The sequence below is a fragment of the Dorea longicatena genome, assembly GCF_024168045.1.
In the GTDB taxonomy this organism is placed as follows: Bacteria; Bacillota; Clostridia; order Lachnospirales; family Lachnospiraceae; genus Dorea_A.
This window is the reverse complement of sequence record NZ_CP100126.1, coordinates 1,252,108-1,276,097: the sequence shown is the minus strand read 5'-3', so window position 1 is coordinate 1,276,097 and position 23,990 is coordinate 1,252,108. Positions and strand designations below refer to the sequence as shown.

The 23,990-nt window shown below is 43.7% G+C and carries 21 protein-coding genes; 1 reads left to right on the top strand and 20 read right to left on the bottom strand.

The window, feature by feature from the left end; translation table 11 throughout:
* Positions 1-31 precede the first annotated feature (31 nt).
* From NKF87_RS06035 to NKF87_RS06015, 5 genes are all read right to left on the bottom strand, one after another.
* Positions 32-844 (bottom strand): hypothetical protein, encoded by an 813-nt coding sequence (locus tag NKF87_RS06035; protein ID WP_117598058.1) that lies wholly within the window; start codon positions 842-844, stop codon positions 32-34.
* Positions 837-1,391, bottom strand: coding sequence for an RNA polymerase sigma factor (locus NKF87_RS06030; protein ID WP_330642810.1), 555 nt, complete (start codon positions 1,389-1,391; stop codon positions 837-839). Before NKF87_RS06030 ends, NKF87_RS06035 begins: the two co-directional genes overlap by 8 nt.
* 197 nt (positions 1,392-1,588) lie before the next feature.
* Entirely contained in the window at positions 1,589-4,789 is a 3,201-nt protein-coding gene (carB, locus tag NKF87_RS06025; protein ID WP_117598060.1) for a carbamoyl-phosphate synthase large subunit, read from the bottom strand.
* Entirely contained in the window at positions 4,789-5,859 is a 1,071-nt protein-coding gene (locus NKF87_RS06020; RefSeq protein WP_028086254.1) for a carbamoyl phosphate synthase small subunit, read from the bottom strand. Before NKF87_RS06020 ends, carB begins: the two co-directional genes overlap by 1 nt.
* Before the next feature lie 259 nt (positions 5,860-6,118).
* The gene (locus NKF87_RS06015; protein WP_253584219.1) at positions 6,119-7,396 is read right to left on the bottom strand and encodes a transglutaminase domain-containing protein; all 1,278 of its coding nucleotides are present in this window, start codon (positions 7,394-7,396) and stop codon (positions 6,119-6,121) included.
* A gap of 129 nt (positions 7,397-7,525) precedes the next feature.
* Between NKF87_RS06015 and NKF87_RS06010 the strand changes: the two genes are divergently transcribed.
* Positions 7,526-8,791 carry a peptidoglycan-binding domain-containing protein gene (locus tag NKF87_RS06010; RefSeq protein WP_253584217.1) on the top strand — a complete coding sequence of 422 codons (1,266 nt, stop codon included), beginning with the start codon at positions 7,526-7,528 and terminating at the stop codon, positions 8,789-8,791.
* A gap of 128 nt (positions 8,792-8,919) precedes the next feature.
* Here the strand turns inward: NKF87_RS06010 and rseP are convergent, their stop codons facing one another.
* The 15 genes from rseP to NKF87_RS05935 form a co-directional block, all read right to left on the bottom strand.
* On the bottom strand, positions 8,920-9,957 hold the full coding sequence (gene rseP / locus NKF87_RS06005) for an RIP metalloprotease RseP (RefSeq protein ID WP_118378672.1): 1,038 nt from the start codon (positions 9,955-9,957) through the stop codon (positions 8,920-8,922).
* Between the two features lie 8 nt (positions 9,958-9,965).
* A complete protein-coding gene (locus NKF87_RS06000) occupies positions 9,966-11,108 on the bottom strand; it encodes a 1-deoxy-D-xylulose-5-phosphate reductoisomerase (RefSeq protein ID WP_253584215.1) in 1,143 nt (380 codons plus the stop codon).
* A gap of 9 nt (positions 11,109-11,117) precedes the next feature.
* Entirely contained in the window at positions 11,118-11,924 is an 807-nt protein-coding gene (locus NKF87_RS05995) for a phosphatidate cytidylyltransferase (RefSeq protein WP_055281126.1), read from the bottom strand.
* Positions 11,917-12,639 (bottom strand): isoprenyl transferase, encoded by a 723-nt coding sequence (locus NKF87_RS05990; protein WP_117598065.1) that lies wholly within the window; start codon positions 12,637-12,639, stop codon positions 11,917-11,919. Before NKF87_RS05990 ends, NKF87_RS05995 begins: the two co-directional genes overlap by 8 nt.
* Before the next feature lie 149 nt (positions 12,640-12,788).
* The gene (frr, locus tag NKF87_RS05985; RefSeq protein ID WP_028086241.1) at positions 12,789-13,340 is read right to left on the bottom strand and encodes a ribosome recycling factor; all 552 of its coding nucleotides are present in this window, start codon (positions 13,338-13,340) and stop codon (positions 12,789-12,791) included.
* Positions 13,341-13,379: 39 nt separating this feature from the next.
* Entirely contained in the window at positions 13,380-14,075 is a 696-nt protein-coding gene (gene pyrH, locus NKF87_RS05980) for a UMP kinase (RefSeq protein WP_006426852.1), read from the bottom strand.
* Between the two features lie 129 nt (positions 14,076-14,204).
* Positions 14,205-14,783, bottom strand: coding sequence for a xanthine phosphoribosyltransferase (locus tag NKF87_RS05975; RefSeq protein WP_028086240.1), 579 nt, complete (start codon positions 14,781-14,783; stop codon positions 14,205-14,207).
* 100 nt (positions 14,784-14,883) lie between these two features.
* The gene (locus tag NKF87_RS05970; RefSeq protein WP_253584213.1) at positions 14,884-17,172 is read right to left on the bottom strand and encodes a xanthine dehydrogenase family protein molybdopterin-binding subunit; all 2,289 of its coding nucleotides are present in this window, start codon (positions 17,170-17,172) and stop codon (positions 14,884-14,886) included.
* Positions 17,169-17,636: a (2Fe-2S)-binding protein gene (locus NKF87_RS05965; RefSeq protein WP_006426855.1), complete on the bottom strand. Its 468-nt coding sequence runs from the start codon at positions 17,634-17,636 to the stop codon at positions 17,169-17,171. Before NKF87_RS05965 ends, NKF87_RS05970 begins: the two co-directional genes overlap by 4 nt.
* Before the next feature lie 3 nt (positions 17,637-17,639).
* Positions 17,640-18,452 carry an FAD binding domain-containing protein gene (locus tag NKF87_RS05960; protein ID WP_253584211.1) on the bottom strand — a complete coding sequence of 271 codons (813 nt, stop codon included), beginning with the start codon at positions 18,450-18,452 and terminating at the stop codon, positions 17,640-17,642.
* Between the two features lie 89 nt (positions 18,453-18,541).
* The gene (locus tag NKF87_RS05955; protein ID WP_253584209.1) at positions 18,542-18,964 is read right to left on the bottom strand and encodes a 4Fe-4S dicluster domain-containing protein; all 423 of its coding nucleotides are present in this window, start codon (positions 18,962-18,964) and stop codon (positions 18,542-18,544) included.
* Positions 18,961-21,039: a molybdopterin-containing oxidoreductase family protein gene (locus NKF87_RS05950; protein WP_253584207.1), complete on the bottom strand. Its 2,079-nt coding sequence runs from the start codon at positions 21,037-21,039 to the stop codon at positions 18,961-18,963. Before NKF87_RS05950 ends, NKF87_RS05955 begins: the two co-directional genes overlap by 4 nt.
* A gap of 69 nt (positions 21,040-21,108) precedes the next feature.
* Positions 21,109-22,455, bottom strand: a complete 1,347-nt coding sequence (locus NKF87_RS05945; RefSeq protein WP_253584205.1) for an MATE family efflux transporter — start codon at positions 22,453-22,455, stop codon at positions 21,109-21,111.
* A gap of 156 nt (positions 22,456-22,611) precedes the next feature.
* Positions 22,612-23,142 carry a signal peptidase I gene (gene lepB, locus NKF87_RS05940; protein ID WP_117598100.1) on the bottom strand — a complete coding sequence of 177 codons (531 nt, stop codon included), beginning with the start codon at positions 23,140-23,142 and terminating at the stop codon, positions 22,612-22,614.
* A gap of 144 nt (positions 23,143-23,286) precedes the next feature.
* Positions 23,287-23,916 (bottom strand): DUF1810 domain-containing protein, encoded by a 630-nt coding sequence (locus NKF87_RS05935; RefSeq protein ID WP_117598070.1) that lies wholly within the window; start codon positions 23,914-23,916, stop codon positions 23,287-23,289.
* Between the last annotated feature and the right edge of the window lie 74 nt (positions 23,917-23,990).

The window sequence follows — 23,990 nt, the reverse complement described above, 5'->3', positions numbered from 1 at the left end:
TTGCAAAAGCTTCTGTGATTCATTTCTATTTTTAAGATTGTATGATGATAACCTTCTTTCCCTGATACAGCATAGCTCCTGCCGCAATCACGAGAATGCCGATCCACCATCCCGTATTTCCATACACAGATGGCAGCTTGATGTATAAAAGATACTGCAAAATCAAAAGTCCCACACAGGCACCTTCACAAATCTGGATACATCTTAAGGTCTGATCTTCCATATCAAATTTTGCTTCTATCTTCTGCATCCACCCCGTGCAGAAGCTTCCTATCAAGAATAACGGTGCCAGATACCACAGCAGAACCATACCGGCCGATGCATAATTCTTACTGCTGATCATGATCATGCACAACAGGACAGTAACCAGATCTCCGACTGACAATACAACCATCCTGCTTAAAAGCATCCTTGCAAATCCATTCTTTGCCGCTTTTTCCATCTCATACATCCGATACCGGAAAGACTGCATCACATAAGGGATCCCGATCATCGCCATAACAGTTCCCAGTGCTCCGACCCAAAACGCAAGCTGCCTTCCCGTGAGCAGCCATGTCATATCCACTGCCCCCCGGTCTGTTCCACAGAAGAATATGAGCGCAGTTATCATTACCAGCGCCTGTATGCTCCACATCTTCCATCCGATGAACGGAATCTGACGAATCAGAAATTCTGTAAAACCTGTCCGGGCTTTCTTCCTCTCGCTCAGTCGGTCAGCCTTGCTCATTTCCATGATTTTTTCGATCTGTTCCGACTTTTTCTCTTCGCTTACCTGCAGCGATTCTCTTAACTGCAATGCTTTATATAAATACTCCTCTTCGATTGTTTCCCGTCTCCTACGCATCCGGCTTTCCCTCCTTTTTTCTTAATTTCTTCAATGAAATCCTGAGCCTTGACTGAACCGTTCTTGCCGGAATTCCGAGTATCTCTGCGATTTCACGAAACGAAAGTTCCTGTGCATATTTTAGATATACCACTTCTCTCTGCTCCTTTGAAAGCTCCCGGATCAGTCTTAGGAAATTGATATTACCTTCTGTCTTTGCATAACCGGTTTCCAGATAGATCATTTCTTCAGACAGCTTTTTCTCGCCATCCGATTCCTCACTGTCTGTATCAAACCATTCTTCCCTTGCACATTTCCTCCACTGGTCTTTGCAGGTATTCGCAGCGACCTTATATAAGAATGCCCTGAACTTCCCCCGGTGTCTGTAGTTAGGCATATACCGGATCACTTTCAGAAATGTCTCCTGTACCGCGTCTTCTGCCGCCGTCTTATCTGGCGCATGGTAGATACAATAACGGAGGATATCTTCGTAATACATCCCGATCAATTCTTCCCAGTATTCTGTTTCACCTTTTGCTATCTTCCTAAGTAATTCATTTTCACGCATCAAAATTCTTCCTCCTAAGGGCGTCCCCTATATATAGAACGTATTACATGAGATAAATGATCATATATTTTTAATTTTTTGATTTTATAACTGCCATATGTTCGAAAAACTGTCAATGGCAGGTTCTGTCGATATCTGGTAACAAAAAAAAGCGGCATACCGCAAATACGAATGCTGTATGCCACTTCTAATTTTCTTTATTTAATTTTGGCAATATCAATCAGTGTCAGCTTCTGGATATCTGTATTCTCCAGACTGGTGATCAGTGCTTTTGCTGTATCGATCGCTGTCAGTACATTGACACCTGTCTCAATCGCATTTCTACGGATCACGAATCCGTCTCTTGAGTGATCAGCTCCCTGCGGAGGTGTGTCAATAACCAGGTCGATCTTATGTCCGAGGATCAGATCCATAAGGTTCGGTGATTCCTGCTCGATCTTATTCACTGTCATAGCCTTTACTCCGGCATCTGTCAGAACCTTGGCAGTTCCTTCTGTAGCAAAGATCTTGTAACCGATCTTCTCGAATCTGCGTCCGATCTCTACTGCTTCTTCCTTATCTTCATCACGAACTGTCATGATCATGTTCTTGTGTTTTGGAAGTTTGACTCCGGCACCGATGAATGCTTTATAAAGAGCCTCATCAAATGTCTTGGCAATTCCCAGACACTCTCCGGTAGACTTCATCTCAGGTCCAAGGCTGATATCTGCACCACGGATTTTCTCGAATGAGAATACCGGCATCTTAATTGCAAAATAATCTGCTTCCGGCTGTAATCCAGGCGTATATCCAAGTTCTTTGATCTTATGTCCGATGATCACTTTTGTTGCAAGTGGTACGATCGGAATACCTGTTACCTTACTGATGTATGGAACAGTACGGCTGGAACGAGGGTTAACTTCGATTACATATACATCTTCTCCACATACGATGAACTGGATGTTAATCAGTCCGATTACATGTAAGGATTTTGCAAGTCTTCTTGTATATTCGGCAATCGTCTCTTTTGTCTTCTGAGAGATGCTCTGTGCAGGATATACAGAGATACTGTCTCCGGAATGGATTCCGGCACGCTCGATATGCTCCATGATACCAGGAATCAGGATATCTTCTCCGTCACATACGGCATCAACCTCTATCTCTTTACCCTGTAAATACTTATCAACCAGGATTGGGTGATCCTGTGCGATACGGTTGATGATTCCGATAAACTCATCAATATCGTGATCGTTGATCGCAATCTGCATTCCCTGTCCGCCAAGTACGTAAGAAGGTCTTACCAGTACCGGATAACCCAGTCTGTTTGCAACTTTCTTCGCTTCTTCTGCTGTAAATACAGTTCCACCTGTCGGTCTTGGGATCTCGCACTGCTCAAGAATCTCATCAAACAGCTCACGGTCTTCGGCTGCATCTACATTTTCAGCAGATGTTCCAAGAATCGGAACGCCCATCTTCATAAGAGATTCTGTCAGCTTGATCGCTGTCTGTCCACCGAACTGTACAACTGCTCCGTCCGGTTTTTCCAGATCTACGATACTTTCTACATCTTCCGGTGTCAGAGGCTCGAAATACAGCTTGTCAGCGATATCGAAGTCTGTACTTACTGTCTCAGGGTTGTTATTTACAATAATCGTCTCGTATCCTTCTTTGGCAAATGCCCATGTACAATGTACAGAACAGAAGTCGAACTCGATACCCTGTCCGATACGGATCGGTCCGGAACCAAGTACCAGTACTTTCTTCTTGCCGGAAGTTTCAACTACTTCATTCTCACTTCCGAATACAGAGTAGTAATATGGTGTCTCTGCTGCGAACTCAGCCGCACAGGTATCAACCATCTTATAAGAAGCGGTGATGCCATTGTCATGACGAAGGTCATGGATCTCACGCTCTGTCTTTCCTGTCAGTTCTGCGATCACATTATCCGGGAACTCTAAGCGTTTTGCTTCTTTTAATGTCTCTGCTGTTAATTCTTCTGTCTTTAATTTCTGTTCCATCTCTACAAGAATTGCGATCTTGTCAATGAACCAGTTGTCAATCTTTGTAATTCTGTGAATGTCTTCGTAGCTGATGCCCTGACGGATTGCTTCTGCGATTTTCCAGATACGACGGTCATCTACAACTTTCAGTTCTTCTAACAGTTCTTCTCCTTTTAAATGAGAGAAGTCATAAGACATAAGGCTGTCTACATGCTGTTCCAGAGAACGGATGGCTTTCATAAGTGCTCCCTCGAAGTTATCACAGATACTCATAACTTCTCCGGTCGCTTTCATCTGTGTTGTCAGTGTACGTTTTGCACTGATGAACTTATCAAATGGAAGTCTCGGGATCTTTACAACACAGTAGTCAAGCATAGGCTCGAAACTTGCGTATGTCTTCTTTGTTACTGCGTTCTTGATCTCGTCCAGTGTATATCCAAGAGCGATCTTTGCTGCAACCTTGGCAATCGGATATCCTGTTGCCTTAGATGCAAGTGCAGAAGAACGGCTTACACGAGGGTTAACCTCGATTACACAGTACTCAAATGAATCTGGATTCAGCGCATACTGTACGTTACATCCACCAGTGATATTTAACTCACTGATAATATTAAGAGCAGATGTACGGAGCATCTGGTACTCTTTATCGCTCAGTGTCTGAGAAGGTGCTACTACGATACTGTCTCCGGTATGTACACCTACAGGGTCCAGATTTTCCATATTACATACGGTAATGCAGTTACCATTGCTGTCACGCATTACTTCGTACTCGATCTCTTTCCATCCTGCGATGCAACGTTCTACCAGAACTTCCCCAACTCGGGAAAGACGAAGTCCGTTTTCCAGGATCTCTACGAGTTCTGTTCTGTTGTCAGCGATTCCTCCGCCGCTTCCGCCAAGTGTATAAGCCGGACGAAGTACAACCGGATATCCGATGCTTTCTGCGAATTCGATACCTGTCTGCACATCCTTTACGACTTTAGAAGCTGCACAAGGCTCACCGATCTTCTCCATCGTCATCTTGAATTCCAAACGATCTTCCGCTTTTTTGATCGTCTCGGAAGTAGTACCGATCAAACGTACATTATTTCTCTTAAGGAATCCATTTTCTTCAAGTTCCATAGCCAGGTTCAGCGCTGCCTGTCCGCCAAGTGTCGGAAGAACACTGTCTGGTTTTTCTTTTAAGATCAGCTGTTCTACTACTTCAACTGTCAGAGGTTCAATGTATACGCGGTCTGCGATATCTTTATCTGTCATGATTGTAGCCGGATTAGAGTTCAGCAGAACTACTTCCAGACCTTCTTCTTTTAACGAACGGCAGGCCTGTGTACCTGCGTAGTCAAACTCCGCTGCCTGTCCAATGATAATAGGACCAGAGCCAATTACTAATACTTTCTTAATATCTTTAATTCTAGGCATTATTTTGCTCCTTTCATCATATCCATAAATCTGTCAAACAGGTATCCGGAATCCAGTGGTCCCGGACAAGCTTCCGGATGGAACTGAACTGTAAAAATGTTCTTTCCTTCATATGCAAGTCCTTCGTTGGTTCCGTCATTAACATTGATAAACGCTTCTTTTGCTACTTTCGGGTCAATTGACGTACCGTCAACTGCATAACCATGATTCTGTGAAGAAATGTAAACCCTGTTGTTAGTCAGATCCTTCACCGGATGGTTACCGCCGCGGTGTCCATATTTCAACTTATAAGTCTTTGCGCCATTTGCAAGTGCCATAAGCTGATGTCCAAGACAAATTGCAAAAATAGGAATATCAGTATTGTATAATTTCTTGATCTCTTCGATAATAGATACGCATGTCTCCGGATCTCCAGGTCCATTAGACAACATAATACCGTCCGGTTCAGAAGCAATGATTTCTTCTGCCTTTGTACCTGCCGGATAGACTGTTACTTCACAGCCGCGTTCATTTAAAGACTTGGCAATGTTCTTTTTCGCACCAAAGTCCATAAGAGCTACCTTTGGTCCATTGCCTTCTAAGACATATTTTTCATCACATGTTACTTTTGATACCACATCACCAACTGTATAAGCTTTTAGCTTCGGAAGGATCTCGTCTAAATTATAATTCTCATTGGTGGTGATCATTCCATTCATGGTTCCCTTTTCACGAAGAATCTTTGTAAGGGCACGTGTATCAATTCCTGCAATTCCCGGAATATCCTGTTCTTTCAGGAAATCCTGAATTGTTCCTTCACAACGGAAGTTGCTTGGCATTCTGGAAAGTTCTCTTACGATATATCCATCCGGCCATGCCTTCCTTGACTCCATATCCGGTGTGATGCCATAATTTCCAATCAATGGATAGGTCATTACTACGGCCTGTCCCGCATAAGAAGGGTCGGTTAATACCTCCAGATAACCTGTCATTGAAGTATTAAACACTATCTCACTAATCATGTCTTTTGTCGAACCGATACTGGTTCCGGTAAAGACAGTCCCGTCTTCTAATATAAGAAATGCTTTCATATATTCACCTTTTCCCTTCTGTGTTTCTTTTTCTTTTTTATGAAGCCATCCCGCCGTCCCTCAGGTATATTCCTATATTTGGGCAAAAAAAATTCGTTGTAACAAGGAATTTTTTCTTAAAAATATAGAACAAAAGGCAGTTTGTGCAAGCACAAAACTGCCCTGTTTTAATCCATCGGTACCAGACAATTTATGTCTTCACAAATTGTAAAAATTATACTACATAATCCGAGGATTTTCAACGGATATTTTTGTTTTTTTATGAATACTGCCAAAATATTACAATCTTGTGTAATCTCGGATCATCGATGTACTGGTACTTCACCTGTAATAACCCATAGTAGTCTGCCAGATTCTGCGCTGCTTTTGCAAGTTCTTTCTGGAAAATGTCATCATGCGCCTGTTGATAAACCGCATTGTCAGAGAACTTGAAAGTGGTCGCACTTTTCTTCGTCCAGATTGTCTGGTTCATGGCTCCCAATGCCTGTTCCGCATCATACTGCGTGTAATACATTCCATTTACCACATAATAATTGCAATCCATCTTGCTGCACTCCGGCATCTGCGTGTCTTTATCCAGGATATGTGTCTGGAACAGTTGTGTATCATCACAGCACATGTAATCATAACTGATATTTGTTTTATTCCCGGAAGTGTCTGTTTCTTGATTTGTATCCTGGGATATATCCTCGCCTTCTTCCTGCTGAAACACCGGATCTCCCCAGGTTGTGTCAACGTAATAATAATCGCCGTTGCACTTCACCAGATTCCATGCATGGTTTCCGCCTTCTGTCGTCTTTCCTGTCACATAAGTACAGAACACACCAAGCTGTTCCAGTAAGTATTGCGTTGCCTTTGAATATCCGGCACATACGGATTGCCTGTTGACAAATATACTGTAAATGTTCTGGTTATCCGGTGCACTCTCGTCATAGTCCACTTCATCTACGATTTTTTCATACACATAGAGAATTTTTTGATACTCATCTGCATCAGCATCCAGACCTGCCAGCCACTTTGCTGCCACCTGCGTAATCTCTGTCTGCATCGTCTGGCTTTCCTTAGCTGTATAAAAATATTTTGGTTTCAGAACCGTATAGCTTTCCGTTCCCTTATGCGTTGTAGCTGTCGCTGTTCCATCACACCAGAAGATATCCGGCTGATCTTTCATCAGCTTCCGGAATATCTGATTCGTCTCATCCGCATCTGTATCATGTACATAGATCTCCTCTGTATGATTTCTGACACCTTCCAGGATTTCCCGATAAACTTGCTTCTGTTCTTCCGGCAATTGCCGGTAATAGTATTTTTCTGTGTTCTCTTCTGCCGTTTTGGATACTTTCTGATAAGGAATCGCTTCCTGTTTATCGGAAATAAACTGTTCCATATCTATGTATCCGATTCGCTCTGCTGCCGCGATCCCTATGAGTAAGATGCATATCAGAATCAGGATGAGCGTTTTCTTTTCTCTTCTTTTTCTATATATTCGCAAATGTCTTCTTTTCATGCTCTGTTTTTTCGCTCCTGTTTCTATCATTCTTATGATTTCCTGCATAATGTAGGAATACTTTATTATACCGGTTTCTTTCTCTTTCCGCAATTCTCACATTTTTCTTACTTTTGCATACTCTGTCAGTAACAGAGTCTTAAAAGAGGTCCTATTATTATGAATGGAGCGACTCCAACCACTCAGGATACTCCTGATAAAGGCCGTCTGCAGATCAATCTTGTCTCCGACATCACTGCATATCCGATTCAGGGAGCCCGGATTTCCATCTCCTACACCGGTATCCCGGAAACTCCTTTAGAGCAGCTTACTACCGACAGTTCCGGACAGACCGATATGATCGATCTCGCCGCACCACCGCTGGAATACAGCCTGGACCCTGAAAATGAGATTCAGCCGTATTCAGAATACACCTTACAAATATCTGCTGCCGGATATGAATCCGTCAGCATTGCCGGAGCAGAGATTCTGCCCCACGTAACAGCCCTGCAGAATGTCAGCATGAAACCCGTCGATAACCAGGAAGAAAATGAATCTATATTCGTCATACCCGCTCATACATTATATGCCACATACCCGCCCAAGATTCCAGAGGATGAGATCAAGCCAACCATTGAATCCGGTGAGATTGTCTTAAGTCGTGTCGTCGTTCCTGAATATATTGTTGTCCACGATGGAAGCCCGCGGGATTCTACTGCAAGAAATTATTACGTAAAGTATAAAGACTATATCAAAAATGTGGCTTCCAGCGAAATCTATGCTACCTGGCCTGAAGATACAATCCGGGCAAATGTTCTGGCGATCATGTCCTTTACACTGAACCGTGTGTATACAGAATGGTACCGGAACAAAGGATATGATTTCACGATTACCTCATCTACCGCTTTTGACCATAAATGGATTCCTGAACGGAATATCTATGATACAATCTCTGTGATCGTCGATGAGTTGTTTGCCGATTATCTTTCCAGACCGAATGTGAAGCAGCCGATACTGACACAGTATTGTGACGGGCGGCAGGTGCAGTGTCCGAACTGGATGACACAATGGGGATCCAAATCATTAGGCGATCAGGGCTACTCCCCTATCGAAATCCTACGCTATTATTATGGTGATGACATGTACATCAACACCGCCGAAGCCATCTCCGGCATTCCGTCCTCCTGGCCTGGTTATACTCTGAAGATTGGCTCATCCGGCAACAAAGTCCGGCAGATGCAGGAGCAGTTAAATGTGATTGCAGGTGCTTATCCGGCTATTCCAAAGATCACTGCTGACGGTATCTATGGACCGGCAACTGCCGAAGCTGTCCGGGTATTTCAAAAAGTCTTTGGACTGCCTCAGACCGGAGAAGTGGATTATACGACCTGGTATAAGATATCGGAGATATATGTGGGGGTATCGCGGATTGCGGAATTGAACTGACAACCATTTTCCCCACATGGGAAAATGCTAACTTTGAATTCTATATCAACGAATGCTTTAAAAAGGCATGGAAAAAATGACCTTTCATTTTTCACATGCCTTTTGTTCAAAAATAATACCTATTTCTTCTATCCCCCAAAGAATATCCGATGCACATCATTAAACATCACAAACACCATAAGCGCCATCAACAGCACGATCCCTGCAAAATGTACATACCCTTCTTTCTCCGGCGGCACACGCTTTCCTCTGATTGCTTCAATGATCAGGAATACCAGTCGTCCCCCATCCAGTGCCGGAAGCGGCAGAAGGTTCATCACACCAAGGTTCGCCGACAGCAGAATTGCCAGATTCAGCATCTCTACAATGACGACAAACAGACCATAGGAACGGCTCTGCTTATAGGTGGTATCTACCGTATTAACAATTCCGACCGGTCCGGAAAGTTCGTTCACTCCAATCTGTCTGGTCACTAACATCTTCAAACTGTCCAGTGTCGTGCAGATCCAGAATTTCACTTCATAGCCGCCATATTTGACCGCCGTCAGTGCATTGGCTTTGGTATAACCGGAACTGCCGATTCCGAGTCTCTTATATCCCAGTTCTTTGTCCATCTTCGGAGTCAGTGTAACGGTCTTTTCTTTTCCGTTTCTCAGCACAGTGACAACCACGTCTTCATCAGAGTGAAACTGATTATAAAAACTGACTTCACGGAAAATGTGGATCTTTTTATTCCCCATCTGCACGATCTCGTCACCTTTTTTTAAACCAGCTTCTGCTGCCGGATATCCGGATTCCACTGCCCCGATCACCGGCTTATCGTAACCAACCATTGCCGTTATGATCACTGCAAAGATAAAAGCCAGAATAAAGTTAAACACAGGCCCTGCCGCTATGACTGAGATTCGCGCCCATACGGATTTATTATTAAAGTTATTCGGCGAATCATTCGCCTCTTCATCTTCCCCCATCGCACAGAACCCTCCGATTGGAAGGATACGTACGGCGTATCTGGTCCCTTTATATTCTTTTGAATAAATTGCCGGTCCCATTCCTATAGCAAACTCATCTACATCAATTCCATTTTTCTTCGCCAGTAAGAAATGCCCCAGCTCATGAAAAAATACGATGAAGCTGAATAACAAGATTGCTAATATAATTCCCAAATTTCTAATTACCTCCTGCTGTTGATTCTTTCATAGGTCGCTGCTTCTGTCTCCAGAATCTGTTCCAATGTTGGATTTTCAATATTTTTGTGTGCCTTCATACAGTCTTCGATGATCTCCGTGATCTCCAGATACTTGATTTCTCTGTTCAGGAACTGGCTTACCGCAAGTTCATTTGCTGCATTGAATACAGTCGGAAGGCTCCCGCCCTTTCTTCCTGCTTCGTATGCAAGCTCCAATCCATAGAATGTATCTGTATCCGGCTTCTCAAATTCCAGTTTTCCCAATGTCCAGAAGTCTACTCTGTCCCCCGGGAGGAATCTTCTCTCCGGATAATATAATGCATACTGGATTGGAAGCTTCATATCCGGTGTTCCAAGCTCTGCAATGATCGCACCATCTACATACTCTACCATAGAATGAATAATACTCTGTGGCTGTACTACAACCTGCACCCGATCCACATCTACATCAAATAACCATTTAGCTTCGATGACTTCGAGACCTTTGTTGACCATTGTAGAGGAATCAATTGTGATCTTACGCCCCATTGACCAGTTCGGATGCTTCAATGCATCTTCCACCTTGATTTCCATCAGTTCCTCTGACTTTTTGCCACGGAACGGGCCGCCGGATGCGGTCAGAAGAATCTTATGAATCGCCCCGTGACGATTGCCCTGTAATGACTGAAAAATGGCACTGTGCTCACTGTCTACCGGGAGAATCGATACTCCCATCTCTTTTGCCAGCGGCATAATGATATGCCCAGCTGTTACCAGTGTCTCTTTATTGGCAAGTGCAATGTCTTTTCCTGCCTTGATTGCTTCAATTGTAGGACGGATACCGATCATACCGACAACCGCTGTCACAAGAATCTCTGTATCATTCATGGTTGCGACTTCCAGAAGTCCATCCATGCCTGCCACGATCTGCGTGTCCGTATCTGCTACATTCACACGTAATTCCTCTGCTTTTTCTTCTGACCATACAGCCACGATCTGCGGATGGAATTCACGGATCTGTTCTTCCAGCACCTTAATATTACTTCCGGCTGCCAGTCCAAGCACTTCAATATCGCCGTTCTCTCTGACCACTTCCAGCGTCTGTGTCCCGATAGAACCAGTGGAACCTAAAATTGCTATCTTTTTCATATGAACCTCCTACAATCTGCCTGCAAGAAATGTTGCAAGATAATAAATGATCGGCGCCGTAAAGATAACACTGTCAAATCTGTCAAGAATTCCGCCATGTCCCGGAATCAGTTTTCCATAATCTTTAATGTCATGATTACGTTTGATCGCAGAAGCTGCAAGATCACCAATCTGTGAGATCATTCCTCCAACTCCACAGATAATTGCATACTGTCCCGGATTCACACCTGCTCCTGTAATCTTATTCGCTGCAAGAGCAAAGATTGCCCCAAGAAGAGCTGCTCCTACGATTCCACCGATTCCACCTTCTACAGATTTCTTCGGGCTTAACTTCGGTGCCATCTTATGCTTTCCAAGAAGCATACCTACGCAGTACGCGCAAGTGTCGCATCCCCAGGAGCTCAAAAAGATAAGCCATACTGCAACAGCTCCGTCATCCAGCATTCTTGTCTGGTATACATAAGACAGCATCACTGCAACATAAAATACACCAAAGAATACCGTCATCACCTGCTCTGCTTTAAATACCGGAAATGAAAATACATATACCGCCATCAGTACGACCAGAAATACAATCGTAAGAAATGTCACATACTGCATCTGTCCGGTATATAAGATTCCGTAATATACAACGGCTGCCAGATAACCGGTAAAGCCTAATATCTTGCTCTGCACATCCACAACTTTATAAAGTTCCGACAATCCGATCAGACTGATCAGTGCCAGAAAACCGAACAACAATCCGCCACCGGTTCCAACTGTTGCTATTAAGATAATGACCAGAACAATCCCACTTAATAATCTTGTCTTAAACATTCTGTTCTTCTTCCTCCTTCACACCGCCGTAACGTCTGTCGCGGTGATTATACTGTTCAATCGCCTTTTCCAGTTCTTCTTTACTGAAATCCGGCCATGGAACATCTGTAAAATAAAACTCTGTATACGCCAGCTGCCATAACAGATAATTGGAAAGTCTGAGTTCCCCGCTTGTGCGGATCATCAGATCAGGATCCGGAATTCCCTTTGTATCCAGATATTGTTCAAATGTCTGTTCTTCAATCTCTTCTGGATTCACTTTTCCATCTATACAATCCTTTGCAAGCTTCCGGATTGCACGGACCATCTCATCACGGCTTCCATAATTGATCGCAATCTGGAAATTCAGACCGCTATTATTCTTCGTTGCCTCTTCCAGTTCCAGAATTCTCTTCTGAATATCTTCATCCAGTCTGGTGATATCTCCAATCACACGAACCTTCATATCATTCTTTGCTGCTGTCTTCAGACATGTCTTCATATAATTACGTAAAAGCTTCATCAATGCATTGACTTCATCATCCGGACGATTCCAGTTTTCTGTAGAAAATGCATAGACAGTCAAGTACTTAATCCCCATTCTCCATGCTTCCTCACAGATACGCTCTACATTCTTACTGCCCTGTGCGTGACCATAATTCCGGGGCATTCCCTTTGCCTTTGCCCAACGGCCATTTCCATCCAATATGATTGCAACATGCTTTGGTACATTCATATGATTATTTCCTCCTACTAACACATTCGAACTTATGTAATCAAAAAACTTTTTAGTGCTCTTCAGTCATACAAGAACAGAGGGGACAGTTCCAGATTCTCTGGATCTTATCCCCTTCTTATTCTATACCTTTTTATCTGTTGCAGATCTTATACTGTCATAACCTCTTTTGATTTTGATTCTACAGCTTTATCCACTTCTTTTACATATTTATCTGTCAGTTTCTGCAGATCATCTTCCATGTCCTTGATCTCATCTTCTGAGACATCTGTTCCTTTTAATTTCTTAGCTGCATCAATTCCGTCACGACGGATGTTACGGATTGCAACTTTTGCAGCTTCCCCTTTTTTCTTAACATCTTTAACCAGTTCTTTTCTACGATCCTCTGTAAGTTCCGGGAAGAGAAGACGTACAGTTGTTCCGTCATTGGTAGGATTGATTCCGAGATCAGAAGTCATAATTGCTTTCTCGATCTCTCTTACCATGCTTTTCTCCCATGGCTGGATCTGGATCATACGCGCTTCCGGTACAGATACGTTAGCCACCTGCTGGATTGGTGTCGGTGTTCCATAATAGTCTACTACAATTTTATTTAACACATTTGGATTCGCACGTCCTGCACGGATTGCTGAAAGTTCTCCGTCCAGATTTCCAATTGTTTTTTTCATCTTTTCCTCAAATGTTTTTAATCTTTCATTCATAGCGTGATCTCCTTTTATCGCAATAATCCATAATAATACTTATACTGTTACTTTTGTTCCTGTAAATGTTCCCTTCATCGTCTCAACAATGCTGTTCTCTTCATTCAGTCCGAATACCAGCATCGGCATCTTATTCTCCAGACACATAATAGATGCTGTCAGGTCTACAGCCATCAGCTTCTTATCAATAATTTCCTGAATAGAAATCTCGTCATATTTCTTTGCTTCCGGATTAACCTTCGGATCGCTGTCATAAATCCCGTCAATTGCTTTTGCAAGAAGCATAGCATCTGCTTCAATCTCAATTGCTCTTAAAACCGCACCAGTATCTGTCGAGAAATATGGATGTCCTGTTCCGCCTGCGAAGAACACAACTTTTCCTTCATTCAGTGCTTCTACTGCCGCATCTTTAGAAAACAATGTAGTAAATGCGCCACACACAAATGGTGTAAATACTTCTGTCTTCATTCCTGCATAACGGAAAATATCAGATACATAAATACAGTTCATAACTGTTGCCAGCATCCCGATCTGGTCTGCTTTAACACGGTCTATCGTCTCGCTGGTTCTTCCTCTCCAGAAGTTACCACCACCTGTTACAATCGCAACCTGTACCCCATCATCTACAAGCTGCTTTACCTGTTTTGCAACACCCATACAGGTAGCTTCATCAAATCCTGTCTTTTTATCGCCTGCGAGAGCTTCCCCGCTGAGTTTTAACAATACTCTTTTCATAAGTTCTTACTCCTTACTATAAGTTCTCTTTATGCATTCACATACTTATCATAAAGTATAGCATAGGAATAAAAAAAAGGGAATATGAAACCCTCACATTCCCTTAAAAAATCCTTTGAATTTTAGCTGTTAATTACGGAAAACGACTTCCCCTGTCTTCTCATCCATACTTTCTACGATTGCCAGCGACTCCAGATGAATTCCTTTGGAGCGGATGATATCTCCACCAACCTGAAATCCTTTCTCGATCACAACACCAGCTCCGACCAGCTCGGCTCCTGACTTTTTAACCAGTTCTGCCAGTCCCTCCAGTGCTTTCCCGTTAGCAAGGAAATCATCAATCAGAAGAACCTTATCTCCTTTTCCAAGAAATTCTCTGGAAACGATAATATCATAAACTCTTCCGTGTGTGAATGATTCTACCTTTGTTGTATATACATCCCCTGCAATATTCTTTGTCTGTGTCTTCTTTGCAAATACAACCGGTACATCAAATACTTCAGCCGCAACACATGCGATTCCGATCCCAGAAGCTTCGATCGTAAGAATCTTCGTAATCTCCTCACCTTCAAATCTTCTCTTGAATTCCTTCCCGATTTCCTGAAATAGCTTTACATCCATCTGATGATTGAGAAAGCTGTCCACCTTTAAGACATTGCCTTCTTTTATCTTTCCATCCTTGCGGATTCTGTCTTTTAATAACTGCATCTTAGCGGCCTCCACATATTTTTCTAAACGTTACCCCATATTGTAATGACTTTTCGTTCTGATTGCAAGTCATTTATACATATATTTTTTAATATATGATCTATTTTATATCTTCCTTCTCAAAAACTCCCATTGCAATCTGCTCACTGGTAATCGGAAGTTCCTTAAACCAGATTCCTGTCGCATTGGCAATTGCATGTGCAAGTGCCGGTGCAGGAGTATTAATTACGATTTCTCCGATGGATTTTGCTCCGAACGGTCCCGTCGGCTCAAAACTGCTTTCAAATTCCACCTGGATGTTTCCCATATCTCTTCTGGACGGGATCTTGTACTGCATGAAAGAATTATTCAACATGGTTCCTTTGTCATTGTACTGGATGTTCTCATAAAGCGTCATGCCAATTCCCTGTACCAGACCACCCTCGGTCTGTACTCTTGCAAGATTTGGATTCACTACTGTTCCGCAGTCCACAACCGCTTTATAATCCAATATCTCCACATGACCGGTCTCTTTGTCCAGTTCAATCTCCACAGCTCCTGCCATGAATGGCGGCGGTGATGTCGGTGAACTGTTACTTTCTGTTGCTTCCAGTGCACAGCCATTTCCACACATTGATTTCGTACCAATATCTATCAGTGATACAGACTTCCGTGCTTTTGGCCATTCTACACGGTCGCTTGCAAATTCCAGTTCTTCCACCGGTGCATCCAGCATACCGGATGCAATCTCAAGAATTCTGGCGATCAGTTTCTGGCAGGCTTTTTCTACCGCTTTTCCTGTTACATATGTCGTACTTGACGCATAAGATCCCGAATCGTATGGAGACGAATCCGTATCTGCTCCGAGGACTTCTATATTTCCCACCGGACAATCCAGGCATTCTGCCGCCATCTGTGCAAGGATCGTATCACATCCGGTACCCATATCTGCCGCTGCGATCATCAGAGTATAGAATCCATCATCATTCATCTTAATGGTTGCAGATCCTACATCGACACCGGAGATTCCGGAACCCTGCATAGCCATTGCGATTCCCACACTTCTGACTTTGCCGTTTCCCATATCTTTGTATGGATATTTATCTTTCCATCCGATCAGCTCCGCAGTCCGTTCAAGGCAACGGTCAAGTGCACAGCTCTTCGCCGTCTCACCGTAATATGCAGGCATAACGTCGCCTTCTCTTACCATGTTCTTAAGACGGATCTCCACAGGATCCATATGAAGTCTCTGCGCCATCTCATTTACCGCAGATTCCACCGCAAAGATTCCCTGTGTTGCTCCATATCCACGGTACGCTCCTGCTGCCATGTGATTTGTATAGACAACATCATATGCAAAACGGTGTGCTTCTGCAGAACTATATAAAGGAATGGATTTGTGTCCCGATAATCCGACCGTTGTCGGACCGTGATCTCCATATGCCCCTGTATTTGACAGTGTATACACATCAATCGCACGGATTTTTCCTTCTCTAGATGCACCAAGACGTACATGAACTTCCATCTCATGTCTTGGAGACGATGCAATCTGTGATTCTTCTCTCGTAAAGATCATCTTCGATGCTTTCCCGGTCTTCCATGTAACAAATGCTGGGAATAATTCAGCCACAACCGACTGTTTTGCACCAAATCCTCCTCCGATCCTTGGCTTACTGACACGGATCCTGGATTTCGGAATTCCAAGTGCATTGGAAATGATTCGTCTTACATGATATACGATCTGCGTGGAACTTAAAATATTCAGTCTTCCATAAGCATCCATAAAGCAAGTGGTACGGAATGTCTCCATCATGGCCTGCTGCGCAGCCCTGACGTGATAAGTTCCTTCTACGACCTCATCACAATCTGCCAGCACTGCATCCACATCTCCGTCTTCCGTAGAATCGCTTGCACAGAGATTTCTCTTATTATCGGCGCCTACCTTGCAGAGTGCTTTCCAGTTATCTTCCGGATGTACCAGAACATCACCATCTTTTGCCATATGAAAATCCAGAACTGCCGGAAGCACTTCGTATTCCACCTTCAGCATCTTTAACGCTTTATCCACACATGCCTCATTCTCACCTGCAACGATTGCCACCGGATCTCCCACATATCTAACATGCCGGTCCAGGATCAGCCGGTCATATGGGCTGAACTCCGGGTAGGTCTGTCCTGCTGTTGTAAATCTTTCCTGCGGCACATCTTCCCATGTGTAAACGTCTTCAATCCCCGGCACTCTTTTTGCCACATCTGTCTTTACTGATTTTACGATCGCATTGGCATGCGGGCTTCGGAGTACCTTTACGATCAGGCAGTCCTTTGGAGCAAGATCATCCATGAATACCGGTTTTCCTGTCACCAGTGCCATTGCATCTTTTTTTCTTATCGGTTGTCCGACTGCTTTCATGATCTTTCTCCTTTCTTTCTGTATTCGATAAATGCTTCCATTGCACGAAGCTGTCCTTCATATCCGGAACATCTGCAAAGATTTCCCGCAAGATATGCCTTGATCTCTTCTCTTGTCGGCTCCGGATTCTCGCGGAACATGGCAATTGCATTCATGATCATTCCCGGATTGCAGAAACCGCACTGTTCTGCACCCTGATCTGCAACAAATGCACCGAATTCTTTTGCTTCTTCCTGAAGTCCTTCTAACGTATCTACCTTGCATCCGTCGACTCTGGCTGTCAGCATCGAACAGGATAATACCGGTTTATCATCTACAAACACTGTACACAGGCCGCAGTTCGACGTCTCACATCCACGTTTTACACTATAGCATCCATGATCTCTGACAAAATCGATCAGAAGCTGATCGCTGGATATTTCCGCTTCTCTCATTGTCCCATTTAAAAGAATCTTTACTTTCATATCCTACTGATCTCCTCCTTTTGTATTCAGTGCTTCCAATGTCCTGTGGATCAGAACATATGCCAGACGGCTTCTGTATTCTTTGCCGGCGCGCATATTACTGTCCGTCTTCACCTGTGAAGCAATGCATTCTGCCTCTTTCTTCATCTCTTCTTCAGTACAGACACCGCTCCATACTTTTTCTCTGACTGCTTCTGTCAGTTCCAGTCGGACCGCCTTCTGCGGTCTTGCACCGATACATACGCATCCATTTTCAGCATTTACTGAAACCGCACATGTCAATACCGGAAAATCTGTCTTGGAATTTCTATGTGCCAGATAGACCATATTTCTCTGATCCTTTTTTACAATGACTCTGACTAAAATGTCATTGTCTCTTTTCATCTGCGCAAATTCCTGTAATGGAACAATCCCTCCTTTATACAGTTCTACGTAACTGTCCATTGCAAGAAACACCGTCAGTACATCCGAAAATCCATAGCGTCCGAATATACTTCCACCAATCGTTGCAAGGTTCCGGAACTGTACGCCGACAATATCACTGACCGCATCTTTTACTGCGCCTTCACACCACTGGTTCAATCTTTCATGACATTCCAGTTCACGGAGTGTCGTCATACATCCGATCCGGAATTCTTCTTCTGTCTCTTCGATCTGATTCAGACCAAGTCCGGACAGATCAATCGCTTTCTGTACATTCCGGTTCGACATCTTAAGCCACAACATGCCGCCCAGAATGCAGTTCGTCCTCTTCTGGTTCAGTTCATATGCCTGTTCCAGACTTTCTGCCTTCACATATTCCTTGATTTTTAACATACGCCTTTATCCTTATCTCTCTTTACTTAGCTTTATCCAGTTTCATCTATTCTTACTTTTATCAGTCTCACCTTTTTATCTATTCGTCTTTATTCCAGTGTGATCGCACCGGGAAAACAGACTCTGACGCAGGCAGGTTCCCGCCCTTCCCTGATTCTTTCAATACACCCGTCACACTTTTTCATTTTTCCGTCCTTGTCAAAATGGATCACGTCTTTCGGGCAGACCTTTTCGCAGGCATGACATCCAATACATTTTTCTTTGTCTGTCAGTACAAATCCAGTCTTCGGATCTTTGTAAATTGCCTGCACCGGACAGGCTTTGATACAGATACCGCAGTGATCACAGCCCGGACAGATATTCTTTTCAAACTGATTTTTCACTACCTTTTTGACCGTCCGATGGCTCTTTGCATCTACATCTTCCACATCATGGTGTGCATCCAGACAGGCTATATGACAGGCATAACAGCCGACACATTTATCCGGATCAAATTTTAATCGGTAACTCATGCCTTCACCTCGCCTTTTTCTTTCTCGATTTTACAGAAATAACTTTTATATCCCGGGAATCCTGAAATTGGATCCAGATAATTTCTGTCTATCAGATCATTTGCCTCACCCTTTGCATTGCCATGATAGACGTGTACAATTCCCGGCTGGCTGTTCAGGTAAACCGCCGCAATTCCGCAGATACTTCCCACCGGGGAAGATACCCTCACCATGTCACCATCTGCAATACCATACTTTTTCGCATCTTCCGGATGGATCTCTACCAGTGTTGCCTTTTCAAGTCCTGCAAGCCACGGTACCCGGTATGTTCTTGCATGGAAAAGCTGTGGTTTTCTGGAACCGGTATTCAGAATCAGTGGATATGCTTCCCTGTCCATGCCTGACACCTCACGGAAATCTCTGTATTCCGGAAGTCCGGAATATCCGTGGCTGTCTTTGTAACGTTCGAGTATCTGTGATACAAATTCCACCTTACCGGATGGTGTATGAAAGCCTTCTTTTTCATATCTCTTAAATGCCGGCGGAATGATCACACGTCCTTTTACCCCTTCCGGATGCGCCCGCAATTCCTCCAGTGTGACACCGGATGGCTCCAGAATATATTCCATATATTTCTCATAGCCATGTTCCAATGCTTCATCATGTAACTGCATGGCACGAAGCATGCCGATCATGATCTCAATATCATTCTTCGCCTCTCCGACCGGTTCGATTGCTTTTTCTGACAGGAAGAACATTCCTCCCCGTCCATTCAGCACAACATCTCGTTCAAAGGAAGACGCTGCCGGAAGAACCAGGTCTGCCATCTTGCTTGAATCTGAAAAAAACAGATCTACATTCACATAAAAATCCAATGCTTCTAACGCCTTCTGAAAATATTCCGGTTCCGGCCACATTCTGTGGTTCAGACCGAATCCCACCACAGCTTTCAGCGCATATGGTTCTTCCTTCAGAATATAATCTGCAATTCTTGTACACTGCGCTTCCTCACACGGGAGATCAAACCATGCCGGAAAATCTTTCTCACCGATGGCTTCTATCGTATCCAACCGTTTTACTTTTCCGTATTCATTGCAAGGAGACACCGGACCCGGTCTTGACGGATTGCCGCCCGGGATATCATAATTGCCGGTAAGTGCGATCAGACACATCACTGCCCGGTAATTCTGCATTCCGTTAATATTATGTACAACCGGCGACGCTGAAAACATTATGCCTGCCGGCCCGTTAGATGCATACATTCTGGCAGCCTCACGGATCAGTTCTTTATCTACACCGGTAATCTTCTCTGCTTTTTCCGGCGGAAACTGATTCACATATGCCTGATACTCCTCAAAACCATATACATATGTTTCTACAAATTCTTTATCATACAGACCTTCTTCTATGATCACCTGCGCCATAGACAACGCCAGTGCCCCATCTGTTCCAGGCAGCAATTTCAAGTGGATATCCGCCGCCTGTGTCGTTACGGTCTCTCTTGGATCTACGGCTATGATCTTCGCCCCACGTGCTTTCAAAGCCTGATAAGATCTTGCCATCCCTGCATTGGAATGATACAGATTGTTACTCCATACCAGAACCGTCTGTGCATGCATCAGATCCGGAAAGCAGATGTCATTTCCATAAATGGATCTCCATGCCATTGCCGCCGACTGAAAACAGGTACTAGATTCTGTACAGTAATTCGGAGACCCGTAAGCATTGGAAAGCCGCAGAAGTGCCGGTCTGTACCATTTCGGATATCCCGCATAAAACGCTGTCGCCTGAGGACCATATTCTTTTTTGACCCTGAGAAGATTCTCAGAAATCATCCGATACGCTTCATCCCAGGATACTCGTTCGAATTCCCCGCTTCCTTTTTTTCCGATCCGTTTCATCGGATACAGGATCCTGTCTTTGTTATAAACATACTGTCTGGAGGCCGCTCCTTTGGAACACAATCCCCCACTCTGTCCCGGAAGATCCCGGCTGCCTTCTACCGACACAAGCGTTCCTTCTTCTACATAAGCATCGATCGGACATCCCGCTGAACAGATATTACAGCGGACTTTTTTTATTACTCTTTGATTCATGCTGTTTCACCCATCAATGTTTCTATGTTTATTCGTACATTTTATTATAACAAGTTGCTTTTCAGTTTTCTATCTATTTTTCAAATTTCTGTCTTTCTTTCCTTTCATGATCTCAAAGTACATAATAAGAAGAAGTGTTCCCGCCAGCACCCATGCCGCCGGAGATGCTAGACAGATTCCCATATAGCTGCCAAAATGTGATGCAATCAGCGATGCACCGCTCCGTCCGACAAGTTCTGCAATCCCCGCTGTCATCGGAAGCAGTCCATATCCCATTCCCTGAATTCCGTTTCTATACAAATTAACAATAACAAGAGGCAGGAATGACACGCTTACACACCTCAAATAAATATCCACATATTCCATGATCTGATTTACATTCTCTGATACAAAGAATATCGTCATATATTTTCCGACAAAGAAAATAATCACACCTGTCACAACCGCATAAATAAATCCAATCAATGTTGCACTCTTAAATCCTTTACGGATTCTCGTATATTTCCCTGCCCCCATATTCTGTGCACAGTAAGTCGCCATCGTTGTACCAAGCGCAACGTAGGCCTGCGTAAACACCTGCTCGATCTTGCTTGCTGCCGCAAATCCGGCTGCAGCTGTAGAACCGAGGATATTCAGGCAAGACTGTACAACAATCGTTCCTATCGCCGTGATGGAATATTGGAATGCCATCGGAAGTCCGATCTTCAGCTGCCATCCGGCCAGATTCTTATCTATTTCCCAGTCTTCTCTATGGAGATGCAGTACAGGAACCTTCTTTGCAATATATAGCAGACACAGGATTCCCGAAATTCCCTGTGCGATCACTGTCGCATAGGCTGCCCCTGCCGCTCCCATTCTAAATACAATGATAAACACCAGATCCAGCACAATATTCAAAAGTGCTGCAATCACAAGAAAATAAAGCGGACGCTTACTATCGCCCAGTGCCCTTAATACACTTGCAAGATAATTGTAAAGTGCCTGTGCCACAATCCCGCCGCAAATGACCATAATATATCCGTAAGCTTCTCCATACATGTCTGACGGTGTATTCATCAGATGCAGCACCTTCGCCATACTGATCATGCTCAGCAATGTAAGAATAACGGTTACGATCCCTGTAAGTACCGCACCGGATGCCACAGACTTCTTCATCGCCTTCATGTTTCCGGCTCCGAAGTGCTGTGCTGTAACAACCGTAAATCCCGCCGTAACTCCCTGCAGGAATCCAATGATCAGAAATACCAGTGTTCCACATGCTCCTACCGCCGCCAGTGCCGCATTCCCGACAAATTTCCCGACGATCACCGTATCTGCCATATTATAAAACTGCTGAAAAATATTACCGATAAAGATCGGCATTGTAAAATTGAAAATGATCTTCCCGGGAGTGCCGGCCGTCATATCTTTTTCCATCCTGTTTTCCTCCTTTTCCGTCATCTGTGTATATCGCTATCTTTCATCTTCAAGCTGCCTTCTATGTGTTTACGTCAAGAAAAGACCCTGATATCGCTTCAGAGCCTTTTCTCGCAAAACTTTATTCATTATATAAAACAGAGAAAACAATTGCAACTATTTTTCTGCAGATTTATTTACAAATCCAACTTTATTAAGCGGCCAGTACCGGAATCCTGCTTTGGCCAGAATTGCCTCTTTCTTTACATACGTGTTATCCCAGTATCTGGAATCCAGACTATTGTTCCGGTTATCCCCCATTACAAAATAACTATCTTCCGGAACTTCATAAGGTCCGAAGCTTCCTGCCATCTCTTCCGGACAGAAGCTTACCGCCTGTGTCTGCTCTTTTCCATCAATGTAAATCTTCCCGTCTTTCACGGTAACCGTCTCTCCTGGCAGTCCGATCACGCGCTTGATAAAAATCTTGGACGGATCATCTGGATATTTGAAGATTACAATGTCATATCTCTCCGGATCATCTTTGATATATGCCAGACGGTTCCCCAGCACCCGGTCTCCTTTCATGATCGTATTCTGCATAGATTCCGACGGAATCACGGCATTGATATACACCAGTTTGTTCATTGCAAATACAACACAGAATATGATCAGAAATGTTTTCAGATAATCCCATACAGCCGCCATACCGGTCAGTTCTTCCTTCTCTTCTTTTCCATTCTTCTTGGTCTCTTTTTTCTCGTCTCTGTCTTTCACCTGAAACTCCCCTTTATTACTTATTATTACCCGTCTTATTTACTTATCGTCTTCTGAACCGGCTCCCTGATCTGTTTACATCTTGATCATGACTCCATCCGGACTGACTGCAACTTCGCTCCCCTCAACAATCTCTTTCCGGTAAAGTTCCGCATCCGGAATCTCTAACTGAATCTCTTCTTCACTTTTCAGCTTCAGAAGGGTTACTTTAGCCATTGGTTCTACCCCGTCCGGTCTTCCTTCACATCCAAAATCCGGTTCATCAATTCTCATCACCAGATATCCCATATCCAGGATATCTACTGTCTGCGCATCTAATTTTCCATCAAAGAACTTATCCAGTACTCTCCGAAAGACTTCATTCTCTTTTGCCGCCAGCGCAAACAACGTCATTGACGAACGCAGTTTCAGATCATCAGGCCATCCCATGACTCTGGTTGCATCATCTGATTCCAGTTGCAAAAGTGCCTCTGAAATCTCTCTTAAATGTGCATTTGTCACTGCGTTTTCTATATATGCTTTAGCTTCTTCATAGTCTTCAATAGCGTAGTACATTGCAGTACCACTACTCCCCAACCCCTGAATCTGCGGAAAAATGTACCACATCCAGCAACTTCTCTTATGTCCACTCTTAATCTCTGCAAGAGCTGTCTTAAAGTCTGACTCCTGCGCTTTGATAAACCTCTCTAGATTATTCTCTCTCATTCTTTTTTTGAACCTCCAGTCCATACATCTGTCTGTACGCTGCTTCTTTTCCAGTACAGTTTTTATAACAACAT